Source organism: Actinomadura sp. (assembly GCF_044508335.1).
Taxonomy (GTDB): domain Bacteria; phylum Actinomycetota; class Actinomycetes; order Streptosporangiales; family Streptosporangiaceae; genus Spirillospora.
On sequence record NZ_JBIQHY010000135.1, the window covers coordinates 1 to 18,202 of the forward strand.

General features: G+C 73.4%; 15 protein-coding genes and 2 pseudogenes. 11 read left to right on the plus strand and 6 right to left on the minus strand.

All coding sequences use genetic code 11. The features are described 5' to 3' along the window. Positions 1-66: 66 nt before the first annotated feature. Both ACIWVC_RS30085 and ACIWVC_RS30090 read left to right on the plus strand, forming a co-directional pair. Positions 67-501, plus strand: a complete 435-nt coding sequence (locus ACIWVC_RS30085) for a hypothetical protein (protein ID WP_396451291.1) — start codon at positions 67-69, stop codon at positions 499-501. A gap of 46 nt (positions 502-547) precedes the next feature. After that, positions 548-952 (plus strand): putative zinc-binding protein, encoded by a 405-nt coding sequence (locus ACIWVC_RS30090; protein ID WP_396451289.1) that lies wholly within the window; start codon positions 548-550, stop codon positions 950-952. Here ACIWVC_RS30090 and ACIWVC_RS30095 read toward each other — a convergent pair. The 3 genes from ACIWVC_RS30095 to ACIWVC_RS30105 form a co-directional block, all read right to left on the minus strand. After that, positions 912-2,294: a tyrosine phenol-lyase gene (locus ACIWVC_RS30095; protein ID WP_396451287.1), complete on the minus strand. Its 1,383-nt coding sequence runs from the start codon at positions 2,292-2,294 to the stop codon at positions 912-914. The genes ACIWVC_RS30090 and ACIWVC_RS30095 overlap by 41 nt on opposite strands. A gap of 145 nt (positions 2,295-2,439) precedes the next feature. Next, entirely contained in the window at positions 2,440-5,055 is a 2,616-nt protein-coding gene (locus ACIWVC_RS30100) for a cation-translocating P-type ATPase (protein ID WP_396454861.1), read from the minus strand. Positions 5,056-5,069: 14 nt separating this feature from the next. Continuing rightward, a complete protein-coding gene (locus ACIWVC_RS30105; protein ID WP_396451283.1) occupies positions 5,070-5,741 on the minus strand; it encodes a response regulator in 672 nt (223 codons plus the stop codon). A gap of 281 nt (positions 5,742-6,022) precedes the next feature. Here ACIWVC_RS30105 and ACIWVC_RS30110 point away from each other — a divergent pair, with 281 nt between their 5' ends. Then, on the plus strand, positions 6,023-6,493 hold the full coding sequence (locus ACIWVC_RS30110) for a cyclic nucleotide-binding domain-containing protein (protein ID WP_396451281.1): 471 nt from the start codon (positions 6,023-6,025) through the stop codon (positions 6,491-6,493). A 4-nt stretch (positions 6,494-6,497) separates the two neighbouring features. On the opposite strand, the gene ACIWVC_RS30115 is transcribed toward ACIWVC_RS30110, so the two are convergent. Both ACIWVC_RS30115 and ACIWVC_RS30120 read right to left on the minus strand, forming a co-directional pair. After that, complete coding sequence (locus tag ACIWVC_RS30115) at positions 6,498-7,547, minus strand: NAD(P)-dependent alcohol dehydrogenase (protein ID WP_396454862.1); 1,050 nt, start codon at positions 7,545-7,547, stop codon at positions 6,498-6,500. Positions 7,548-7,652: 105 nt separating this feature from the next. After that, a complete protein-coding gene (locus ACIWVC_RS30120; RefSeq protein ID WP_396454863.1) occupies positions 7,653-7,922 on the minus strand; it encodes a metal-sensitive transcriptional regulator in 270 nt (89 codons plus the stop codon). 82 nt (positions 7,923-8,004) lie between these two features. Between ACIWVC_RS30120 and ACIWVC_RS30125 the strand changes: the two genes are divergently transcribed. From ACIWVC_RS30125 to ACIWVC_RS30145, 5 genes and pseudogenes are all read left to right on the plus strand, one after another. After that, the gene (locus tag ACIWVC_RS30125) at positions 8,005-8,493 is read left to right on the plus strand and encodes a flavin reductase family protein (RefSeq protein ID WP_396454864.1); all 489 of its coding nucleotides are present in this window, start codon (positions 8,005-8,007) and stop codon (positions 8,491-8,493) included. A 106-nt stretch (positions 8,494-8,599) separates the two neighbouring features. After that, a complete protein-coding gene (locus ACIWVC_RS30130) occupies positions 8,600-9,772 on the plus strand; it encodes an NAD(P)/FAD-dependent oxidoreductase (protein WP_396454865.1) in 1,173 nt (390 codons plus the stop codon). Continuing rightward, a complete protein-coding gene (locus tag ACIWVC_RS30135; RefSeq protein WP_396451271.1) occupies positions 9,769-10,083 on the plus strand; it encodes a (2Fe-2S)-binding protein in 315 nt (104 codons plus the stop codon). The genes ACIWVC_RS30130 and ACIWVC_RS30135 overlap by 4 nt, the downstream gene beginning before the upstream one ends. An 8-nt stretch (positions 10,084-10,091) precedes the next feature. After that, positions 10,092-11,063, plus strand: a pseudogene (locus ACIWVC_RS30140) (FAD/NAD(P)-binding oxidoreductase); the annotation flags it as partial. Positions 11,064-11,086: 23 nt separating this feature from the next. Further along, the gene (locus ACIWVC_RS30145; protein WP_396451269.1) at positions 11,087-11,341 is read left to right on the plus strand and encodes a DUF6223 family protein; all 255 of its coding nucleotides are present in this window, start codon (positions 11,087-11,089) and stop codon (positions 11,339-11,341) included. Here the strand turns inward: ACIWVC_RS30145 and ACIWVC_RS30150 are convergent. After that, positions 11,300-12,133, minus strand: a complete 834-nt coding sequence (locus ACIWVC_RS30150; protein WP_396451267.1) for an MFS transporter — start codon at positions 12,131-12,133, stop codon at positions 11,300-11,302. The genes ACIWVC_RS30145 and ACIWVC_RS30150 overlap by 42 nt on opposite strands. 347 nt (positions 12,134-12,480) lie before the next feature. On the opposite strand from ACIWVC_RS30150, the gene ACIWVC_RS30155 reads away from it, so the two are divergent. From ACIWVC_RS30155 to ACIWVC_RS30165, 3 genes and pseudogenes are all read left to right on the plus strand, one after another. Beyond that, complete coding sequence (locus tag ACIWVC_RS30155) at positions 12,481-13,479, plus strand: serine/threonine-protein kinase (protein WP_396451265.1); 999 nt, start codon at positions 12,481-12,483, stop codon at positions 13,477-13,479. 11 nt (positions 13,480-13,490) lie between these two features. Continuing rightward, positions 13,491-16,247, plus strand: a complete 2,757-nt coding sequence (locus tag ACIWVC_RS30160; protein ID WP_396454866.1) for a DEAD/DEAH box helicase — start codon at positions 13,491-13,493, stop codon at positions 16,245-16,247. Further along, positions 16,244-18,202, plus strand: a pseudogene (locus tag ACIWVC_RS30165) (class I SAM-dependent DNA methyltransferase); the annotation flags it as partial. The gene ACIWVC_RS30160 and the pseudogene ACIWVC_RS30165, both read left to right, overlap by 4 nt.

Sequence of the window (18,202 nt, forward strand, 5' to 3'; positions counted from 1 at the left end):
CCCGTTCGTCGACCACGACATGCGCCACGGCGAATCCGGCGCACACGGAATCCTGAAGGTGACCAAATGACCTGGTGGTCCGTGATCCGGTTCCTGCACGTCTCGGGGGCCGCGCTGTGGGTGGGCGGGCAGCTCACCATCTCCCTGGTCCTGCTGCCGCTCGCCCGCCGGAAGCTCGCCGAGGAGCAGTACGCGGGGCTGGCCAGGGAGGTCGGCCGCCGGTTCGGCATCTTCACCGGGGCGGTCTTCCTGCCGGTGCAGATCACCACGGGCGTGGCGATGGCCTGGCACAAGGGCGTCACGTGGGCGTCGCTGGCCGAGCCCGGCTACGGCCGCATCCTCTCCGCCAAGCTGCTGCTGTTCGGCGCCGTCATCGCCGTCGCCGGCGTGCACGGGTGGGCCAGCTCCCGGCACCCGTCCTTCGCCCGCGCCATGGCGGTCGCCTCGCTCGTCGGGTCCGTCGGCATCGTCCTGCTCGCCACCGCCCTGCCCAGCACCTAGCCGGTCACCGCTACCACGCAGCCGCCCAGCACATGGATGGAGAACCATGAACGACCGCCGTGAACGCCCGCTCGTCTACTCGTGCTCGGGCTGCTCCAGCGCCGCGCAGATGACGAACTGGCTGGCGATCCAGCTCGACCGCCGCGGCGTCGCCGAGATGTCCTGCATCGCGGGCGTCGGCGGCGACGTGCGGAGCCTGGTCCGCAAGGCGACCAGCGGGCGCCCGATCATCGCGATCGACGGCTGCGCCCTGGAGTGCGCCCGCAGCTGCCTCGCCCGGCACGACGTGACGCCCGACGTCCACCACCGGCTGAGCGACGCGGGCGTCCGCAAGCGCCTGGGCGAGGACTTCGACCCCGCCCAGGCGGAAGAGGTCCTCGGCGCGCTGATCGAGCGCGTCGAGGCGGAGCTCAGCCCGCGGGACGGCCGAGCGGTTCGAAGCGGGCCGTGAAGAAGCGCAGCGTCGGCGGCTCGTAGGTCATGCGGAGGCCGCGGACGGAGTCGCGGTGCGCGTACAGGTGCTGGACGGAGTCCGCCACGACGTCCAGATGGCGGTCGGTGTAGACGCGGCGCGGCACGGTCAGCCGGACCAGCTCCAGGCGCGGCCTGCGGTTCCGTCCCGTCTTCGGGTCCCGGCCCGCCGAGACGATGCCGCGCTCCATCGAGCGGACGCCGCTGTCGGTGTACAGCGCGGCGGCGAGCGCCTGCGCCGGGAACTCCTCCTGGTCGAGGTGCGGCAGGAACCTGGCCGCGTCGATGAACACGGCGTGCCCGCCGATCGGCTCCACGATCGGGACGCCCGCGACGCGCAGCCGTTCGCCGAGGTACCGCACCTGGTGGATGCGGTGCGCGATGTAGGCGTCGTCGACCATCTCGTGGATGCCCTGCGCCATGGCCTCCATGTCGCGTCCGGCGAGGCCCCCGTAGGTCGGCATGCCCTCGTAGAGGACGACCAGCTCCCGGGCCCGCTGCAGCAGCGCCGGGTCGTTCAGCGCGAGGAAGCCGCCGATGTTGACGAGGGCGTCCTTCTTGCCGGACATCGTGCACCCGTCGAAGTACGACATCATCTCCCGCAGGATCGAGGCCACGGACCGGTTGGCGTAGCCGTCCTCGCGCTCCTTGATGAAGTAGGCGTTCTCGACGCAGCGGGTCGCGTCGCACCACAGCAGGATCCCGTGCCGGGCGCACAGGTCCCGGACGGCGCGCAGGTTCGCCATGGACACCGGCTGCCCGCCCGCCATGTTGACCGTGACGGCCACGTTGACGTAGGCGATGTTGGCGGCGCCCTCGCGGTCGATGAGGGCGGCCAGCTTGTCGAGGTCGACGTTGCCCTTGAACGGGTGCCGGGCGGTCGGGTCGTGGGCCTCGTCGATCACCACGTCCGTGAAGATCCCGCCGGCGAGCTCCTGGTGGGCGCGGGTGGTGGTGAAGTACATGTTCCCCGGCACGTACTGCCCGTCCTTGATGGCGATCTGCGCGAGGATGTGCTCGGCGCCGCGGCCCTGGTGCGTGGGGACCGTGTACTGGAACCCGTACACCTCGCGGACCGCCTCCTCCAGCCGGTAGAACGAGCGGGAGCCGGAGTACGCCTCGTCGCCGCGCATCAGCGCCGCCCACTGCCGGTCGCTCATCGCGCTCGTGCCGCTGTCGGTGAGCAGGTCGATGCAGACCTCCTCCGAGCGCAGCAGGAACGTGTTGTGCCCGGCGCGCTCGATCGCCTCCTCGCGCTCGGTCCGCGTCGGCACCGGCAGCGGCTCCACGCTCTTGATCCGGTACGGCTCGGCCAGGGTCATCTCGGCTCCTCCCAGGGTCGCGGGAACGACCGGCCGGCGCGGGTCGCGGGCGGCCGGTCGGCGTGATCAGAGCCTTGCGCAGGACGGTCCGGCCCGGCCAAGGACCTTGGTCCCCGGCTGCGGGACCATTCGGCCCCCGTCCGGCTCAGCGGGACCGCTGGACGAGCTTCAGCGCCTCCACCAGGAGGTAGGAGGCGACGGCGATGGCCGCGATGCGCGCCCAGGCGGCGGCGCCGAGCGGGGCCGACCCGAACACGTCGTTCATGAACGGCGCGTACGTGTACAGCGCCTGGAGCGCGGCCAGGGCGAGGACGCTGACGGCGACCCACGGGTTGCGCCGGACGCCGCCCCACAGCAGCGGCCGGTCCAGCGACAGGCAGTTGAACATGTAGGTCAGCAGCGTCAGCGCGAACACGTTGACGACGATCGTCTGCGCGGTCTCCGGGGACGCGCCGTGCCCCCGCTCCCAGTGCTGCAGGCCGAACGCGCCGGCGAGCAGGATCGCCGAGACCAGCAGGAGCCGGACGGTCATCGCGCGGGTGAGCAGCGGCAGCCCCGGGTCGCGGGGCGGGCGGCGCATGATGTGCTCGTCCTTCGGCTCGACCGCGAACGGCAGCCCCAGCACCAGCACGGCCGTCATGTTGAGCCACAGCACCTGCAGCGGCAGGATCGGCAGCGCGGTCCCGGCGACGATCGCGGCGACGAGGACGAGGCCGAGCCCGATGTTGGACGGCAGCGCCCACACGATGAACTTCACCAGGTTGTCGAAGACGCCGCGCCCCTCCTCCACCGCCTGCTCGATGGAGGTGAAGTCGTCCTCGGTGAGCACCATGTCGGCCGACTCCTTGGCGGCGTCGGTGCCGGTGCGGCCCATCGCGACGCCGATGTCGGCCTGCTTGAGCGCGGGCGCGTCGTTGACGCCGTCGCCGGTCATCGCGATGACGTGCCCGGAGCCCTGCAGCGCCCGGACGAGGCGGAGCTTCTGCTCGGGCGACACGCGGGCGAAGACGGTGGCGGCCTGGAGGCGCTCCGGGGCGTGGTCGGCGGTGAGGTCCGCGCCGGTCATCACCTCGCCCTCCAGCCCGACGCGGGCGCCGATGGCGGCGGCGGTCGCGGCGTGGTCACCGGTGATCATCTTGACCTGGATGCCGGCGTCGTGGCAGGTCCGCACGGCCTGGGCGGCGTCCGGGCGGGGCGGGTCCAGCATGGCCTGCAGGCCGAGGAACGTCAGCCGGGGCAGCTCGTCCAGGCTCTCCGCGCGGCCCCGGGCGAAGGCGAGCACGCGCAGCGCGTCGGCGCCGTACGCCTCGGCGCGGGCGGTCACGGCCGCCGGGTCCAGCGGGACCGGTGCGCCGTCGGGCCCGGCCGCGTCGCCGCACAGCTGCAGGACCCGCTCGACCGGTCCCTTCACGTAGACGGTGCCGTCCTCGTGCAGGGTCGCCATGTAGCGCCGCTCGGAGCTGAACGGCTGCGTGGCGGTCCGGGCCGGGACCTCGCCGAGCAGCCCGGCCTTGGCGGCGCTGGTCACCAGCGCCCCCTCGGTGGGGTCGCCGGTGATCTGCCAGCGGCCGTCCTTCTCGGCGAGCCGCGCGTCGTTGCAGCCCAGCCCGCTCAGCAGCGTCTCCCGCAGGGCGGGGTGCTCGGCGAGGTCGACCGGGCGTCCGCCGCACTCGATCGCGCCGTCCGGGGCGTAGCCGGTGCCGGTGACGGTGTAGTCCCGGCCGCCCGCGGTGATCGCGGTGACGGTCATCTGGTTCTGGGTGAGCGTGCCGGTCTTGTCGGTGCAGATGACGGTGGTGCCGCCGAGCGTCTCCACGGCGGGCAGGTGCCGGACGATCGCGCCGCGCCGCACCATCCGGGCGACGCCGAGCGCCAGGGTGATCGTCACGACGGCGGGCAGGCCCTCCGGGATCGCGCCGACCGCGAGCGCCACCGCCGCGGTCAGCATCTCCGTGGCGTCCCGGCCGCGCATGATCCCGATCACGAAGGTGAGCGCGGCCAGCGCCAGGATCGCGACCGTCACGACCTTGCTGAACTGGGCGATCTTGCGGGTGAGCGGCGTCTGCACCGCCGTGGTGGTGTGGACGAGGCGGTCGATGCCGCCGAGCTCGGTGTCCGCGCCGGTCGCCACGACCAGGCCGGTGGCCGCGCCGGCGGTCACCAGCGTCCCGGAGAACGCCATGGCGGCGCGGTCGGCGAGCGCGACCTCGGGCAGCGGCGCCGGGTCCTTGGCGACGGGCACCGACTCGCCGGTCAGCGCCGACTCGTCCACGGCGAGCTCGTCGGTGCGCAGCAGCCGCAGGTCGGCCGGGACCTTGTCGCCGGCCTCCAGCACGACCAGGTCGCCGCGCACCAGCTCCGCCGCGGGCACGACGGCCCGCACGCCGTCCCGCACGACCACCGCCGTCGTCCGCGCCATCGCGGCGAGCGCGGTCAGCGCCCGCTCCGCCCGCGACTCCTGGACGAACCCGACGATGGCGTTCACGAGCACCACGCCGAGGATCACCAGCGAGTCCACCCGCTCGCCGAGCAGCCACGTGATCAGCGCCGCGGCGAGCAGGACGTAGATCAGCGGGCTGTGGAACTGCAGCAGGAACCGCAGCAGCGGGCCGCGGCCCCGCGCGGCGGGCAGCGCGTTCGGCCCGTCCCGCTCCAGCCGCGCCGCCGCCTCGGCCGAGGTCAGCCCGCGGGAGGCGTCGCCGCCGAGGTCCCGCACCACGTCCTCGGCGGGCCTGCGGTAGGGCGCGGGAGCCGTCGTCATCGCATGTCCGCCGGCTAGGGGCGGGAGTCCCTGCGGTCGGCCTTGAGCTGGGCGGCGAGGGCGGCGGCCTGGGTGCGGCGGCTCATGCCGAGCTTGGCGAAGATGTTGGAGATGTAGTTCTTGACGGTCTTCTCGGCCAGGAAGAGGCGCTCGCCGATCTGCCGGTTGGTCAGGCCCTCGCCGATGAGGTCGAAGATGTGGCGTTCCTGCTCGGTGAGGCTCTTGAGGGGGTCCTGCTTCTCCTGCCGGTCGCGCAGGCGCTGCAGCATCCGGGCCGTGGACCGGGGGTCGAGCAGCGACTGGCCGGTGGCCACGGTGCGGACGGCACCGACCAGGTCCGAGCCGTGGATCTGCTTGAGCACGTACCCGGCGGCGCCCGCCATGACGGCTTCGAACAGGGCGTCCTCGTCGTCGAAGGAGGTCAGCATCAGGCACGCCAGGTCGGGCATCTGGGACCGGATCTCGCGGCAGACGCTGACGCCGTCGCCGTCGGGGAGCCGGACGTCCAGGACCGCCACGTCGGGCCGGGCGGCGGGGATGCGCGCCAGGGCGTGCTCGGCGGTGCCGGCCTCACCCACGATCTCGATGTCGTCTTCGGCCGACAGCAGCGCCGCCACCCCGCGGCGGACCACCTCGTGGTCGTCCAGCAGGAACACCCGGATCGTCTTCGCAGCCTCGCCGCTCATGGCGCATCGTCCCCTACGTAGTCAGCGATCGATTCGGACGTTACCCGCCCGCCGTCCTCCGTCACAGCCTCGGACGTCCCGCGGCGGGAAGGACCAAGGTCCCGAACCGCGGGTCCTCCCGGGCACCGGCCTCGCCCGGCGTCGCGCCCGCTCAGGCGGGATGTGGCCGGATCCGGCAGAGGTCCCGCCGCCAAAGGCCCTTCGGCCCTGTGTCGCCGGTCACTCGCAAGGTGAGATGGGAGCGTGGCAACGCTGTCGACACACGAACGGGGGCGAATCCGGTGAGCAGCATCACGGCGGCGGACCTCGCGCGGGAGCCCTTCCTGCGCGGGATGCGGAGCGCCGACCTGGCGCGGCTGGCGACGACCGCCCGCGCGGTCGAGATCCCGGCGGGCCGGCGGATCATCGCCGAGGCCGAGCCGGCGGAGCGCTTCTGGCTGATCCGGGAGGGGACGGTCGCCCTCGACCTGCGCGTGCCCGAGCGCGGGACCGTCGTCGTCGACACGTTCGGGCCGGGCGCGGCCCTCGGCTGGTCGTGGCTGTTCCGCCCGTACCGGTGGCGCTTCGGCGCGACCGCGCTGGAGGACGTCCGGGCCGTGGAGTTCGACGGCCGGCTGATCCGCACCCTCTGCGCGGTCGACCCCGCGCTCGGGTACGAGCTGACCCGCCGGTTCACCGAGCTCGTCGTCGACCGGCTGCAGGCCGCCCAGCTGCGGCTCCTGGAGAGCGCCCATCCCGTGCCCCAGCCCTGACGCGTCAGGCGGGCACGATCACCGCGCGGCCGGTGAGCCGCCCGGCCTCCATGTCGCGGTAGGCGTCCATGGCCCGGTCCAGCGGGAACTCGGTGACGTCGGGCCGCAGCAGCCCCCGCGCCCCCATGTCGAGCACCTCCGCCAGTTCCGGCCGCGTCCCCCAGTACGTCGTCTGCAGCGACACCTCGTACGGGACGGAGAAGAACGACACCGGCAGCGTGCCGCCGCCGATGCCCACGATCGTCACGTCGCCGAGCATCCGCGCCGACGCCGCGGCCGTGGCGAGGGTCGCGTCGACGCCGACGAAGTCGAGGACGACGTCCGCGCCGCGCCCGCCGGTCGCGTCCCGCACCGCGTCCGCCGTCGCGTCGTCGGACGGCAGGGCGAGGTCGGCGCCGTGCTCGACCGCGTGCCGCCGCGCCTCCTCCCGCGTGTCGACGGCGATGACCCGCGCCGCGGTGGTGGCCTTGAGGATCTGCACGGCCAGGTGCCCGAGCCCGCCCGTGCCGATCACGACGGCGCTCGTGCCCGGCGGCAGCTTCGGCCACGACCGCCGGACGGCGTGGTAGGGCGTCAGCCCGGCGTCGGCCAGCGGCGCCGCCGCCACCGGGTCCAGCCCGTCCGGCAGCGGGAAGAGGAACCGCGCGCTCGGGACCAGCAGGAACTCCGCCATCCCGCCGTCGAGGCCCAGCCCGCCGCCGCCTCCGGGGACCGGCGCCTCCGCCGGGTTCTCGCAGTAGTTCTCCGTCCCGACCCGGCACCGCCCGCAGATGCCGCAGCCCCACGGCCCGTACACCGCGACCGGCTGGCCCGTGCCCAGGCCGCGCACGCCGTCGCCGACGGCGTGCACCCAGCCCGCGTTCTCGTGCCCGAGCGTGAACGGCGGCCCCCAGGGCAGCGCGCCGCCCTCGAAGTCCCGCATGAGGTGCAGGTCCGAGTGGCAGGCCCCCGCGCCTCCGACCTTGACGACGACCTGCCCCGGCCCCGGCTCGGGCTCGGCGACCTCGACCAGTTCGGGCTCGGACTTCCAGCCGAGCAGGCGCAGCGCTCGCATGATCCCTCCCCCTGGAACGACGAGTCGTCCCCCACGCCTACCCGCGAACGCGCCCGGCATCCCCGGGCCGCGGCGCGGCGGGCCGGCGAGTGGTAGCGCCGCCGGTCAGGCCAGGGTGAGGAAGAGCTTCTCCAGCTGCGCCCGGTCCACCGCGGCCTGTTCGGGGTCGTCGCCCTGGGCGAGGCACTGCTCCAGGCCGGTGGCGATGATCTTGAAGCCGGCCCGGTCGAGCGCGCGCGACACCGCGGCGAGCTGGGTGATCACGTCCTTGCAGTCGCGCTCGTTCTCGATCATCTGGATCACGCCGCCGAGCTGCCCCTGCGCCCGCTTCAGCCGCACGACGACGTCGGCCAGCGAATCCTTGTCCAGTTCCATGCGGTCCCCCTCGCTTTTACCCCCTAGGGTATCCGGAGTCGGGCCGGGCCGGCGGCGCCGCGTCCTGACCTAGGCTGCCGGTGTGGACAGCGATGAGTTCGTCGCCGGATTCGACTACCCGATGTTCGTCGTGACCGCCGCCGACCCCGGCAGCGGGGCGCGGTCGGGCTGCCTGGTCGGGTTCGCCACGCAGACCGGCATCGACCCGTTCAGGTACCTCGTGTGCCTGTCCCGGCGCAACCGCACGCACCGGACGGCCGAGGCGGCGGCCGTTCTCGCCGTCCACGTCCTGGACCGGGAGCGGAACGACCTCGCGGCGCTGTTCGGCTCGGAGACCGGCGACGAGGTCGACAAGTTCGCCCGCTGCTCCTGGCGTCCCGGCCCGGAGGGCGTCCCGCTGCTCACCGGCGCCGCCCGCCACCTGGTCGGCCGCGTCCTCGATCGCTTCGACCTCGGCGACCACACCGGTTTCCTCCTCGCCCCGATCGAGGCGGCCGTGCACGACGCCGAGGCCGCCCCCATGACCTTCCGCTCCCTGCCGGATCTGAGTCCGGGCCACGAGGCCGGCTGAGCCGCCGCCAGACCCGGCGTCCGGTGAATCGAACGCGCATGTGACACCCGCCGCGCCGCGGACGTACGCTCCGGAACGTTCGGTACATCGGACGAGCGGAGCCGTGATGACGCGGGTCGTGGTGCTGGGCGCCGGGATCGTCGGCGCCGCCTGCGCCCGCGAGCTGGCCCGGGCCGGATGCGCCGTCACCGTCGTCGAGCGCGGCCGCCCCGCCGCCGCGACCACCGCGCACGGCGAGGGCAACGTCCTGGTGTCCGACAAGGAGCCCGGCCCGGAGCTGGAGCTGGCGCGGCTCTCCAGGAGGCTGTGGCCGCGGGTCCTCGCGGAACTGCCGGACGCCGGGGCCGCGGAGTGGGAGCCCAAGGGCGGCATCGTCGTCGCGACCACCGAGCCGGGCGCCGCGGCGCTCCGCGATCTCGCGGCGGGCCAGCGCGCCGCCGGGGTCGCCGCGGCGGAGCTGGACGCCGCCGATCTGGCCGCCGCCGAACCGCACCTCACCCGGGACGTCGCCGGCGCCGTCCACTATCCCGAGGACGCCCAGGTCCAGCCCGCCGGCGCCGCCACCGCCCTGCTCGCCGCGGCGGCCGCGGCCGGCGCCCGGCTGCGCACGGGATGCGCGGTGCTCGGCGCCGTCACCCGCGGCGGCCGGATCACCGGCGTGCGCACCTCCGCCGGGATCGTCGAGGGCGACGCGTTCGTGAACGCCGCCGGCCCGTGGTCCGGCGAGGTCGCCGCGCGGCTCGGCGTCCGGCTGGACGTGCTGCCCCGGCGCGGCGAGGTGCTGGTCACCGCACCGCAGCCGCCCACCGTGTTCCACAAGGTCTACGACGCCGGCTATGTGGGCGCGGTCGGCAGCGGAGCGGGGGAGCTGCAGGCGTCGGCGGTGGTCGAGTCGACGCGGGCGGGGACGATCCTGCTCGGCTCCTCGCGCCGCCGGGTGGGGTTCGACGACCGGCTCCGCCCGGGCGTGCTGTCGGTGATCGCCCGCAGGGCGCTGCGCCTGTTCCCGTCCCTGGCCGGCGTGCCGGTGATGCGCGCGTACGGCGGGTTCCGCCCCTACACGGCCGACCACCTGCCGGTGATCGGCGCGGACCCCGACCTGCCCGGCCTCTGGCACGCCACCGGGCACGAGGGCGCCGGCATCGGCCTGTCGGCCGGCACGGCCGCCGTCCTGCGCGACCTGATGCTCGGGCGCGAACCGGAGACGGACGCCGAGCCGTTCCGCGTGGACCGCCCCGCCGTCCGCCCCGCCGCCCGACCCGGAGGAGGACCCGGATGAGCCCGCGGCTCGTGCGCGCCGCCGACGACGCCACCGGGCGCCGCGACGTCCCGCTGCGCATCACCGTGGACGGCGTGCCGCTCACCGGCATCGAGGGCCAGACGATCGCGGGCGTGCTGATGGCGTCCGGCCGCACGTCCTGGCGGGAGAGCCCGTCGGGCGCGCCGCGCGGGGTCTTCTGCGGCATCGGCGCGTGCTTCGACTGCCTGGTCGCCGTCAACGGCGTCCCCGACGTGCGGGCCTGCCGCCGCCGCGCCCGCGACGGCGACGAGGTGGCCACCCGGTCCCGCGCCGGACGGGACGCCCGGTGACCCGGCACGTGGTAGTCGTCGGCGCCGGACCCGCCGGCCTGGGCGCGGCGGCCGGCGCGCTGCGCGCCGGTGCGCGGGTGACGCTGGTCGACGCCGCCGAGAACCCGGGCGGCCAGTACCACCGGATGCTCCCCGACGCCTACTCCGCCGCCCGCCCCGGCCTGCTGCACCGCGGGTGGCGCGGCTTCGAACGCCTCCGCGACCACGTCCTCGGCCATCCGCGCTGCGCCTGGTGGCCGGAGAGCGCCGTCTGGTCGATCGAACAAGCCGGGCACGGCGCCCCGCACGTCCACGTGCTGCGCGGCGAGCCCGACGGCGCGCGGCGGGAACGCCGGACCCTGCGTCCCGACGCGCTGGTCCTCGCGCCCGGCGCCCACGACCGCGTGCTGCCGTTCCCCGGCTGGGAGCTGCCCGGCGTCCACACCGCGGGCGCGGCGCAGGCGCTGGCGAAGGGCGAGCGGCTCGTGGTGGGCGACCGGGTGCTGATCGCCGGTTCCGGGCCGTTCCTGCTGCCGGTCGCCGCCTCGCTGCTGGAGGCCGGCTCGGCCGTCCGGGCGGTCCTGGAGGCGAACCCGGCCGCGACCCTCGCGCGCGGCTGGACCGGGCGTCCGCGCGAGCTGGCGTCCGAGGCGGGCAAGGCCGCGGAGCTCGCCGGGTACGTCCGCCTGCTGGCCCGGCACCGCGTCCCCTACCGGACGGGCCGCGCCGTGATCGAGGCCCGCGGCGACGGGCGCGTGGAGGAGGCCGTCACCGCGCGGCTCCGCCCCGACTGGTCGGTCGTCCCCGGCACGGAACGGGCCGTCGCGGTGGACGCGCTGTGCGTCGCGCACGGCTTCACCCCGCAGCTGGAACTGCCGGTCGCCGCCGGCTGCCGCATGCGGCCCGGCCCGTTCGTCGACGTGGACGGCGACCAGCGCACGACCGCGCCCGCCGTCTACGCCGCGGGCGAGATCACCGGCATCGCCGGAGCGCAGGCGGCCCGCACCGAGGGGCTGCTCCCCGGGTGGGCGGCGGGCGGCGGCGCGGGACGGCGCTGCGCCGCCTCACCGGCGGGGACCGGCGGCACAGAGCCGTCACCGCCTTGGCGGCGGGCGTGGCGGCCGTGGTGCTGGCCGCCGTGGTCGCGGCCACCGCCGACGGCGGCGTGGGCACCGGCAACGGCCTGGGCGGCGCCTACGTGGCCGTGGTGGTCGGACTGATCAGCACGGCCATCGGCTCACTGGCCCTGGCCCGCGCCCGCCGGGCCAGATCCGAATAGGACCCCTGCGGGGCGGGCGGGCCAGGCCGCGGCCACTCCGGCCGCCACCAGCAGCAGCCCGGTGATGTCGAGCTGCGGCCGCGGGCCGCGGCTCTCCCGCAGCAGGCGAGCGGCGAGCGGGATCATCACGAGGCCGACCGGGACGTTGATCCAGAAGATCCACTGCCAGGCGAGGCCCTCCGTGATCGCCCCGCCCAGCACCGGGCCGGCGGCCACGCCGAGGCCGGACACGCCGCCCCAGATCCCGATCGCGGCGCCCCGCCTCTCCACCGGGAAGACCTCGCTGATCAGGGTGAGCGTCAGCGGGAGGAGCACGGCCGCGCCGGCGCCCTCCACCACCCTGGCCGCGATGAGGGCGAGCCGCGGCCTGCTCCGCGACGCGACGATCGCCGCGGGGTCGGAACGCGAGTCGTCCAGGAGCCGGTCGGGCGGCGGCTGCAGCCAGTCGATCTCGGGCCGCGCCGGATCCGGGGGCAGGCGCGGGTCGCCGCCCGGCCCGCCGAGCCCGGACGGCAGCGGACGCCGCCCGCGCCGCTCCAGGGCCGTCAGGCACGCGTTGGTCGCGATCCGGCAGAGCCACGTCCGCAACGACGATCTGCCCTCGAACCCCTCGAAGGACCGCCAGGCCCGCAGGTAGGTCTCCTGGACGAGGTCCTCCGCCTCGTCCATTGAGCACAGCATGCGGTAGCAGTGCACGAGCAGCTCGCGCCGGAACACGCCGGTCAGACGCGCGAACTCTCCCCGGTCCGTGCTGACGGCTCCCGCCGGCTCGGCCGGCATGTCGAGGCTCATACCAATACAGACCGCGGAGCCGCGCAAAAGGAATCGCTGCGGCGGGGCTCTGCCGCTGTTCCGGGTGAAAGGAGGGGCCCGCTTGCCAACGGGTCGGGGGGTTCAGCCGTCTAGCTGGTACTGGGGACGCCGACCGGAAGGTCCGGCGATGACCTCTTCCGGCCTTGTGTATTGAGTCAACACGCAATTTCCTGTATATATCGAGACACGCTGGACGCGACGGGTGCGCGGATTCCAGCTGATCTTGGTGGTGTCTGCCGATCACGCCGCTCCGGGGGCTAACCTGCTCGCACGAACGGCGGCGTGGACGGCCGGCGGCGACGACGGGGCGGGTGAGCGTGGAGGGCTTGGACCGGTCTGATCCCAGGCGGATCGGTGGCCGCATCACCCTGCACGGGCGCCTCGGCTTCGGCGGCATGGGGCGCGTGTACTACGGCGTCACCGACGACCGCGAGCAGCTCGCGGTGAAGGTGATCCGCGCCGATCTCATCGACCGGGACGAGGTCCGGGAGCGCTTCGCCCGCGAGACGGAGGCGCTCCGCACCGTCCAGGGCGCGCACATCGCCTCGCTCGTCGACGCGTCCGGCGCGGACGACGAGCAGCCGTGGCTGGCGATGGAGTACGTGCGCGGCCTCACGCTCAAGGAGTTCGTCGGCGAACGCGGCCCGCTGAACGTCGAGCAGGCGGCCGCCCTCGGCGTCCTGCTCGCGGACGCGCTGCGCGACGTCCACGCGGCCGAGCTGCTGCACCGCGATCTGAAGCCCGCCAACGTCATCCTCGGACGCGACGGCCCTACGCTGATCGACCTGGGCCTGGTCGCCTTCGCCGAGGGCCCCACCGATCTGACGACGTCCACGGCGACGCTCGGCACGCCGGCGTGCATGGCGCCGGAGCAGGCCGTCACGCCCAAGCACATCACCGCCGCGGCGGACGTCCACGCGCTCGGCGCGACCCTTCTCTACGCGCTGACCGGCCACTACCCGTACAAGGCCGACACGGTCGTGGCCCTGATGGCGAAGATCATCTCCGCGGAGGCCCCGCCCGACCTCAGCGGCCTGCCGGACGCGTTCGCGGAACCGGTCGCCGCGATGCTGGCGCACGATCCGCATGCCAGGCCCACGGTGGCGGAGGCGAGATCGGCGCTGGAGAAGCTGTGCGGCCCGCTGCCGGCGGCGATCCGGGCGCTGACGCTGGCAACCTATGTGGAGCGCGAGTCCGATCCCGAGGACGTCCCGCCGCCCCCGCGCCGCCGCGCCGACCTGTCGCAGGTCGCGCCGCCGGGCTCGGTGGTGGCGCGCCTCGCCGGCCGCCTCCGCACCGCCTACGCCGCGACCGCCCCGTTCTGAAAGGCACGTCCGTGACCGACACCTCCTACCCGCCCGGTGCCCGTATCGAGGTCCGGGACGCGGAGTGGATCGTCCGCACCTGCGTGCCCGTGGCGGACGGCTACAAGATCACGGCGGTGGGCGCGTCGGAGTTCGTGCGGGACGAGGAGGCGGTGTTCTTCACCGACCTGGAGGACGTGAGCCTGCTCCGCCCGGAGGAGACCGTCCTGGAGCAGGACGATACGCCCCGGTTCGCGAAGAGCCGCCTGTTCCTCGAAGCGGTGCTGCGCCGCACCCCGCTGCCGCAGACGGAGCGCGGCCTGGCGCTGTCCGACCGGTTCCTGCTCGACCCGCTCGTCTACCAGCAGCGCCCCGCGGAGCTGGCGCTGCGCGGCGTCCGCCCCCGGCTGCTCATCGCGGACGTGGTCGGCCTCGGCAAGACCCTGGAGATCGGACTGATCCTGGCGGAGCTGATCCGGCGCGGCCGCGGCGAGCGCATCCTGGTCGTCACCCCGCAGCAGGTCCTGGAGCAGTTCCAGCGGGAGCTGTGGACGAGGTTCGCGATCCCGCTGATCCGCCTCGACTCGGTCGGCATCGAGCGCATCCAGCAGGAGCTTCCTGCAGGACGCAACCCGTTCACGCACTACAAGCGCATCATCGTGTCGGTCGACACGCTCAAGAACGAGGGGAAGTACGGCCAGCACCTTGAGCACATGCACTGGGACGCGGTCGTCATCGACGAGTCGCACAACCTGATCGGAGAGCGCACCCTGCGCAACCGGCTCGCGAAGCTACTGGCCCGCCGCACGGACGCGCTCCTCCTGGCCAGCGCCACCCCGCACAACGGCAAGGCCGAGTCCTTCGCCGAGCTGATCAGGATGCTCGACCCGGCCGCGATCGTGGACGCGGAGAACTACGAGGCCAAGCAGATCGACCACCTCTACATCCGGCGCACCAAGATCAGCCCGGAGGTCCGCGACCAGATGGGCGCCAAGTGGCCGGACCGGGGGCCGTCCGTCCCGATCACCTGCCAGGCCACGCCGAAGGAGGAGAAGGTCTTCGAGGAGCTGACCCAGGTGTGGCTCGCGGGGGACGAGCGCACCGGCGGCCCAGTCGTCGGCACCCGCAACCGGCTGTTCCCCTACACGCTGCTCAAGGCGTTCCTGTCGTCCCATCGCGCGCTGCAGAGCACGGTCGCGAACCGGCTCCGCAACGCCAAGGAGGAACGCGAGATCCGAGCGCTCACCACGCTGAAGGAACTCGCCGACCAGATCACCGCCAGGGACTCGTCCAAGCTGGACGCGCTCGTCACCGAGCTGGAGAGGATCGTCGTCCGGGACGGCAACCGCGCCGTGGTGTTCTCCGAGAGCGTCGAGACGGTGAACTGGCTGGCGGACGTCCTGCCGAAGCGGCTGAAGCTGCCCGCCAAGGCCGTCGACAAGATGCTCGGCAGCGGCATGACCGACCAGCAGCAGATGCAGATCATCGAGCGGTTCGGGCTGAGCGGCAGCGACGTCCGGCTGCTGGTCACGACCGACGTCACGTCCGAGGGCGTCAACCTGCACCGGCAGTGCCACCACCTGATCCACTACGACGTGCCGTGGAGCCTGATCCGGATCGAGCAGCGCAACGGCCGCATCGACCGGTACGGGCAGCGCCACCAGCCCCAGTTCTCCGCTCTCCTGCTCACCTCCGGCATCGACGGCGTCAAGGACGACCGGACGGTGTCGGCGAAGCTGCTGGAGAAGGAGGAGACCGCGCACCGCGCCTTCGGCACCGCCGAGGCCATCACCGGCGAGTACCGGCCGGAGGCGGAGGAGCGGCGGCTCATCCAGGACCTCCTCGCCGGCAAGACCGTGGAGGAGTCCGTCCCGGACGTCCCCATCGACGAGCTGCTAGGCGATCTGCTCGGCCCCATCGAGGGGCAGGTCACCGAGGGCGCCCCGCCCCGCGCGGACGTCCCCCGCCTGTTCGCCGGCACCCGCGAGTTCGTCGGCGAGGCCATCGACACGCTGAACCTGCTGCCCGGCCTGGAGGACGACGGCGCGCTCCTCGCCTTCGCCCCGCCGAAGGACCTCGTGCACCGGCTGTCCGCACTGCCCGCCGACTACCTGCGCACGCACGACATCAAGAAGCGCATGAAGGTCACGTTCGACGAGGAGCTCGCGAAGCGGAAGCTCGCCGAGGCCCGCGACCAGAAGACCCTGTGGCCCGACATCGCCTACCTGTCCGACCTGCATCCCCTCGTGGAGTGGGTGACGGACAAGGTGCTGGTCCAGCTCGGCCGGCAGACCGCGCCCGTCATCGTCGCGCAGGTGGACGAGCCGACGTACCTGGTGCAGGGCGTGTACTCGAACCACTTCGGCCAGCCGACCGTCGTGGAGTGGATGGCGGTCGCGTCCGGCCGGGTCCTGCCCGGGAAGATGCCCGACATCCTCGCGGCCGCCGGCGTCGGCCCGGACATGACGAACACGGGCCGCCCCATCGACCTCGCCCCGCTCACCGCCCGCATCCCGGATGCCGTCGCCACCGCCCGCCGCCACCTTGAGGAAAGGCGCGCCCACTACGACGCCGAGATCGTCGCGCCGCTCAACGACTACCGCGACCACCTGGAGTCGTGGCGGCAGCTCACCCTCGACGGCACGCACGTCTCCCAGCGCAAGAAGCAGGAGGAGCGCGTGGACGACACCGTCGAGCGGCAGCGGCGCCTGCTCGATTCCCTGCAGACCACCGGGGAGCCGCTGCTGCGGGTCCTCGCCGTCCTCGTCCCCCAGGAGGCCACGCAGTGAGGCTCGACTCGCTGGTCAACCGCGGCGACTACTTCTCGGCGCACTACCTGGCCGAGGTGCTCCCGAAGGACATCAAGCGGGGACTGCACGCCCGCTGGACGGACGAGGAGAAGGACGGCCGCGTCACCCCGCGCCGCGGGCTGCGCGCGCTCGGCAAGCCGTACTTCGCCGACCGCAAGTACTTCGCCGACTTCGACGAGCAGCTCCGCGACGAGGAGTTCGTCCCGGACGACCTGCCGGAATGGCGGAAGAAGCTCGGCGAGCTGCACGGCACGATCCTGCGCGCCCTCGGGTACGAGGCGGAGCCGCGTGCGCTGACCGTCCGGCGGACGGACGAGGAGCATGTGGTCCAGGTCGCCTACGCCGACCAGCACCTCATCGCCATCGAGTGCGGCTGGGCGACCGACGTGGACGCCGCGATGGACTCCGGCCTGCTCCACCAGCTCCAGCTCGACGGCAACGAGCGGATCGAGGACGGCACCAAGCTCGCGTCCTGGCTGTTCGCCACCGACGAGCCGCCCCGCTACGTGCTGATCCTCGCCGGCGGCGTGCTGGTGCTGGCCGACCGCGCGAGCTGGGGCGAAGGCCGGTACATCGCCGTCAGCCTGGACGTCGCCCTCGGCCGCAACGACAACGCCGAACTGGAGGTCATCGCCGCCCTGTTCGGCGCCGACTCGCTGCTGCCGCCCGCCGAGGGCGGCGACGAGCCGCTCGCCGAACTCCTCACCAGCTCCCGCAACCACGCGGTCGGCGTCTCCAAGGAGCTGCGGGACGGGCTCAAGGAGTCCGTCGAACTGATCGCCAACGAGGTCCTCCACCGCATCCGCGAGCAGGGCGCCGACCCCGAGGAAATCATGGAGTCGCGCGAGCTGGCCGCCCAGCTCGGCCGCGAGTCGCTGCGGTACCTGTACCGGATCCTGTTCCTGCTGTACGCGGAGGCGCGTCCCGACCTCGGCATCCTTCCCACCAACGACCAGGACTACCTGAAGGGGTACAGCCTCGCCCGCCTCGGCGACCTGGTCGTCAACGACCTGTCCGGCGAGCAGGCCCGCAACTCGTTCCACCTGTACGAGTCGCTCGACCTGCTGTTCCGGATGGTCAACAAGGGGTACCGGCCCCGCACCGCCCGCACCGAGGATGGCCCGGACGGTGAGGGTCTGCGCTTCGAGCCCCTGCGCTCCGACCTGTTCGAACCGGAGTCGGTGAAGCTCATCGGCTCAATCTCGGTGGACGACGACGAGGACGAGCGCGTCATCGACACGCGCCTCCGCAACGAGACGCTCCATCGGGTGCTGCGCCGCCTCATGCTCACCAAGGGACGGCGTAAAGAACGTGGCGGGTTCATCTCGTACGCGCAGCTCGGCATCAACCAGCTTGGCGCGGTGTACGAGGGGCTGATGTCGTACACCGGGTTCATCGCGAGCGAGGACCTGTACGAGGTCGCGAAGAACGGCGACCCGAAGGACGGCTCGTGGATGATCCCGGCGTCCAAGGCCGACGACTACCCGCAGGACGTCTTCGTCCGCCGCAGCGAGGACGACGACCTCCACGGCGAGGAGGAGTTCCTGCGGTATGAGAAGGGTTCGTTCGTCTACCGCCTCGCCGGCCGCGACCGCGAAACGTCCGCGTCGTACTACACGCCCGAGTCACTGACACAGGTCACCGTTCAGCTCGCGTTGAAGCATCGACTCGACCAGGACGGGACGACCACGACGGCCCGCGAGATCCTCGGCTGGAAGATCTGCGAGCCCGCCCTTGGGTCGGGCGCGTTCCTCAACGAGGCGATCAACCAGGTCGCTGCCGAGTACCTCAAGCGCCGCCAGAAAGAACGCGGCAAGGACATCGACCCGGAGAAGTACGAGGAGGAGTTGCAGCGGGTCAAGGCGTATGTCGCGCTGCACAACTCGTACGGGGTTGACCTCAACGACACGGCGATCGAGCTGGCCGAGGTGTCG

Bases quoted from the DNA above. Each gene is read 5' to 3' on its own strand.
- ACIWVC_RS30085 (WP_396451291.1), top strand. From the start codon at position 67: ATGACCTGGTGGTCCGTGATCCGGTTCCTGCACGTCTCGGGGGCCGCG.
- ACIWVC_RS30130 (WP_396454865.1), top strand. From the start codon at position 8,600: ATGACGCGGGTCGTGGTGCTGGGCGCCGGGATCGTCGGCGCCGCCTGC.
- ACIWVC_RS30095 (WP_396451287.1), bottom strand. From the start codon at position 2,294: ATGACCCTGGCCGAGCCGTACCGGATCAAGAGCGTGGAGCCGCTGCCG.
- ACIWVC_RS30090 (WP_396451289.1), top strand. From the start codon at position 548: ATGAACGACCGCCGTGAACGCCCGCTCGTCTACTCGTGCTCGGGCTGC.
- ACIWVC_RS30150 (WP_396451267.1), bottom strand. From the start codon at position 12,133: ATGAGCCTCGACATGCCGGCCGAGCCGGCGGGAGCCGTCAGCACGGAC.
- ACIWVC_RS30105 (WP_396451283.1), bottom strand. From the start codon at position 5,741: ATGAGCGGCGAGGCTGCGAAGACGATCCGGGTGTTCCTGCTGGACGAC.
- ACIWVC_RS30135 (WP_396451271.1), top strand. From the start codon at position 9,769: ATGAGCCCGCGGCTCGTGCGCGCCGCCGACGACGCCACCGGGCGCCGC.
- ACIWVC_RS30100 (WP_396454861.1), bottom strand. From the start codon at position 5,055: ATGACGACGGCTCCCGCGCCCTACCGCAGGCCCGCCGAGGACGTGGTG.
- ACIWVC_RS30120 (WP_396454863.1), bottom strand. From the start codon at position 7,922: ATGGAACTGGACAAGGATTCGCTGGCCGACGTCGTCGTGCGGCTGAAG.
- ACIWVC_RS30115 (WP_396454862.1), bottom strand. From the start codon at position 7,547: ATGCGAGCGCTGCGCCTGCTCGGCTGGAAGTCCGAGCCCGAACTGGTC.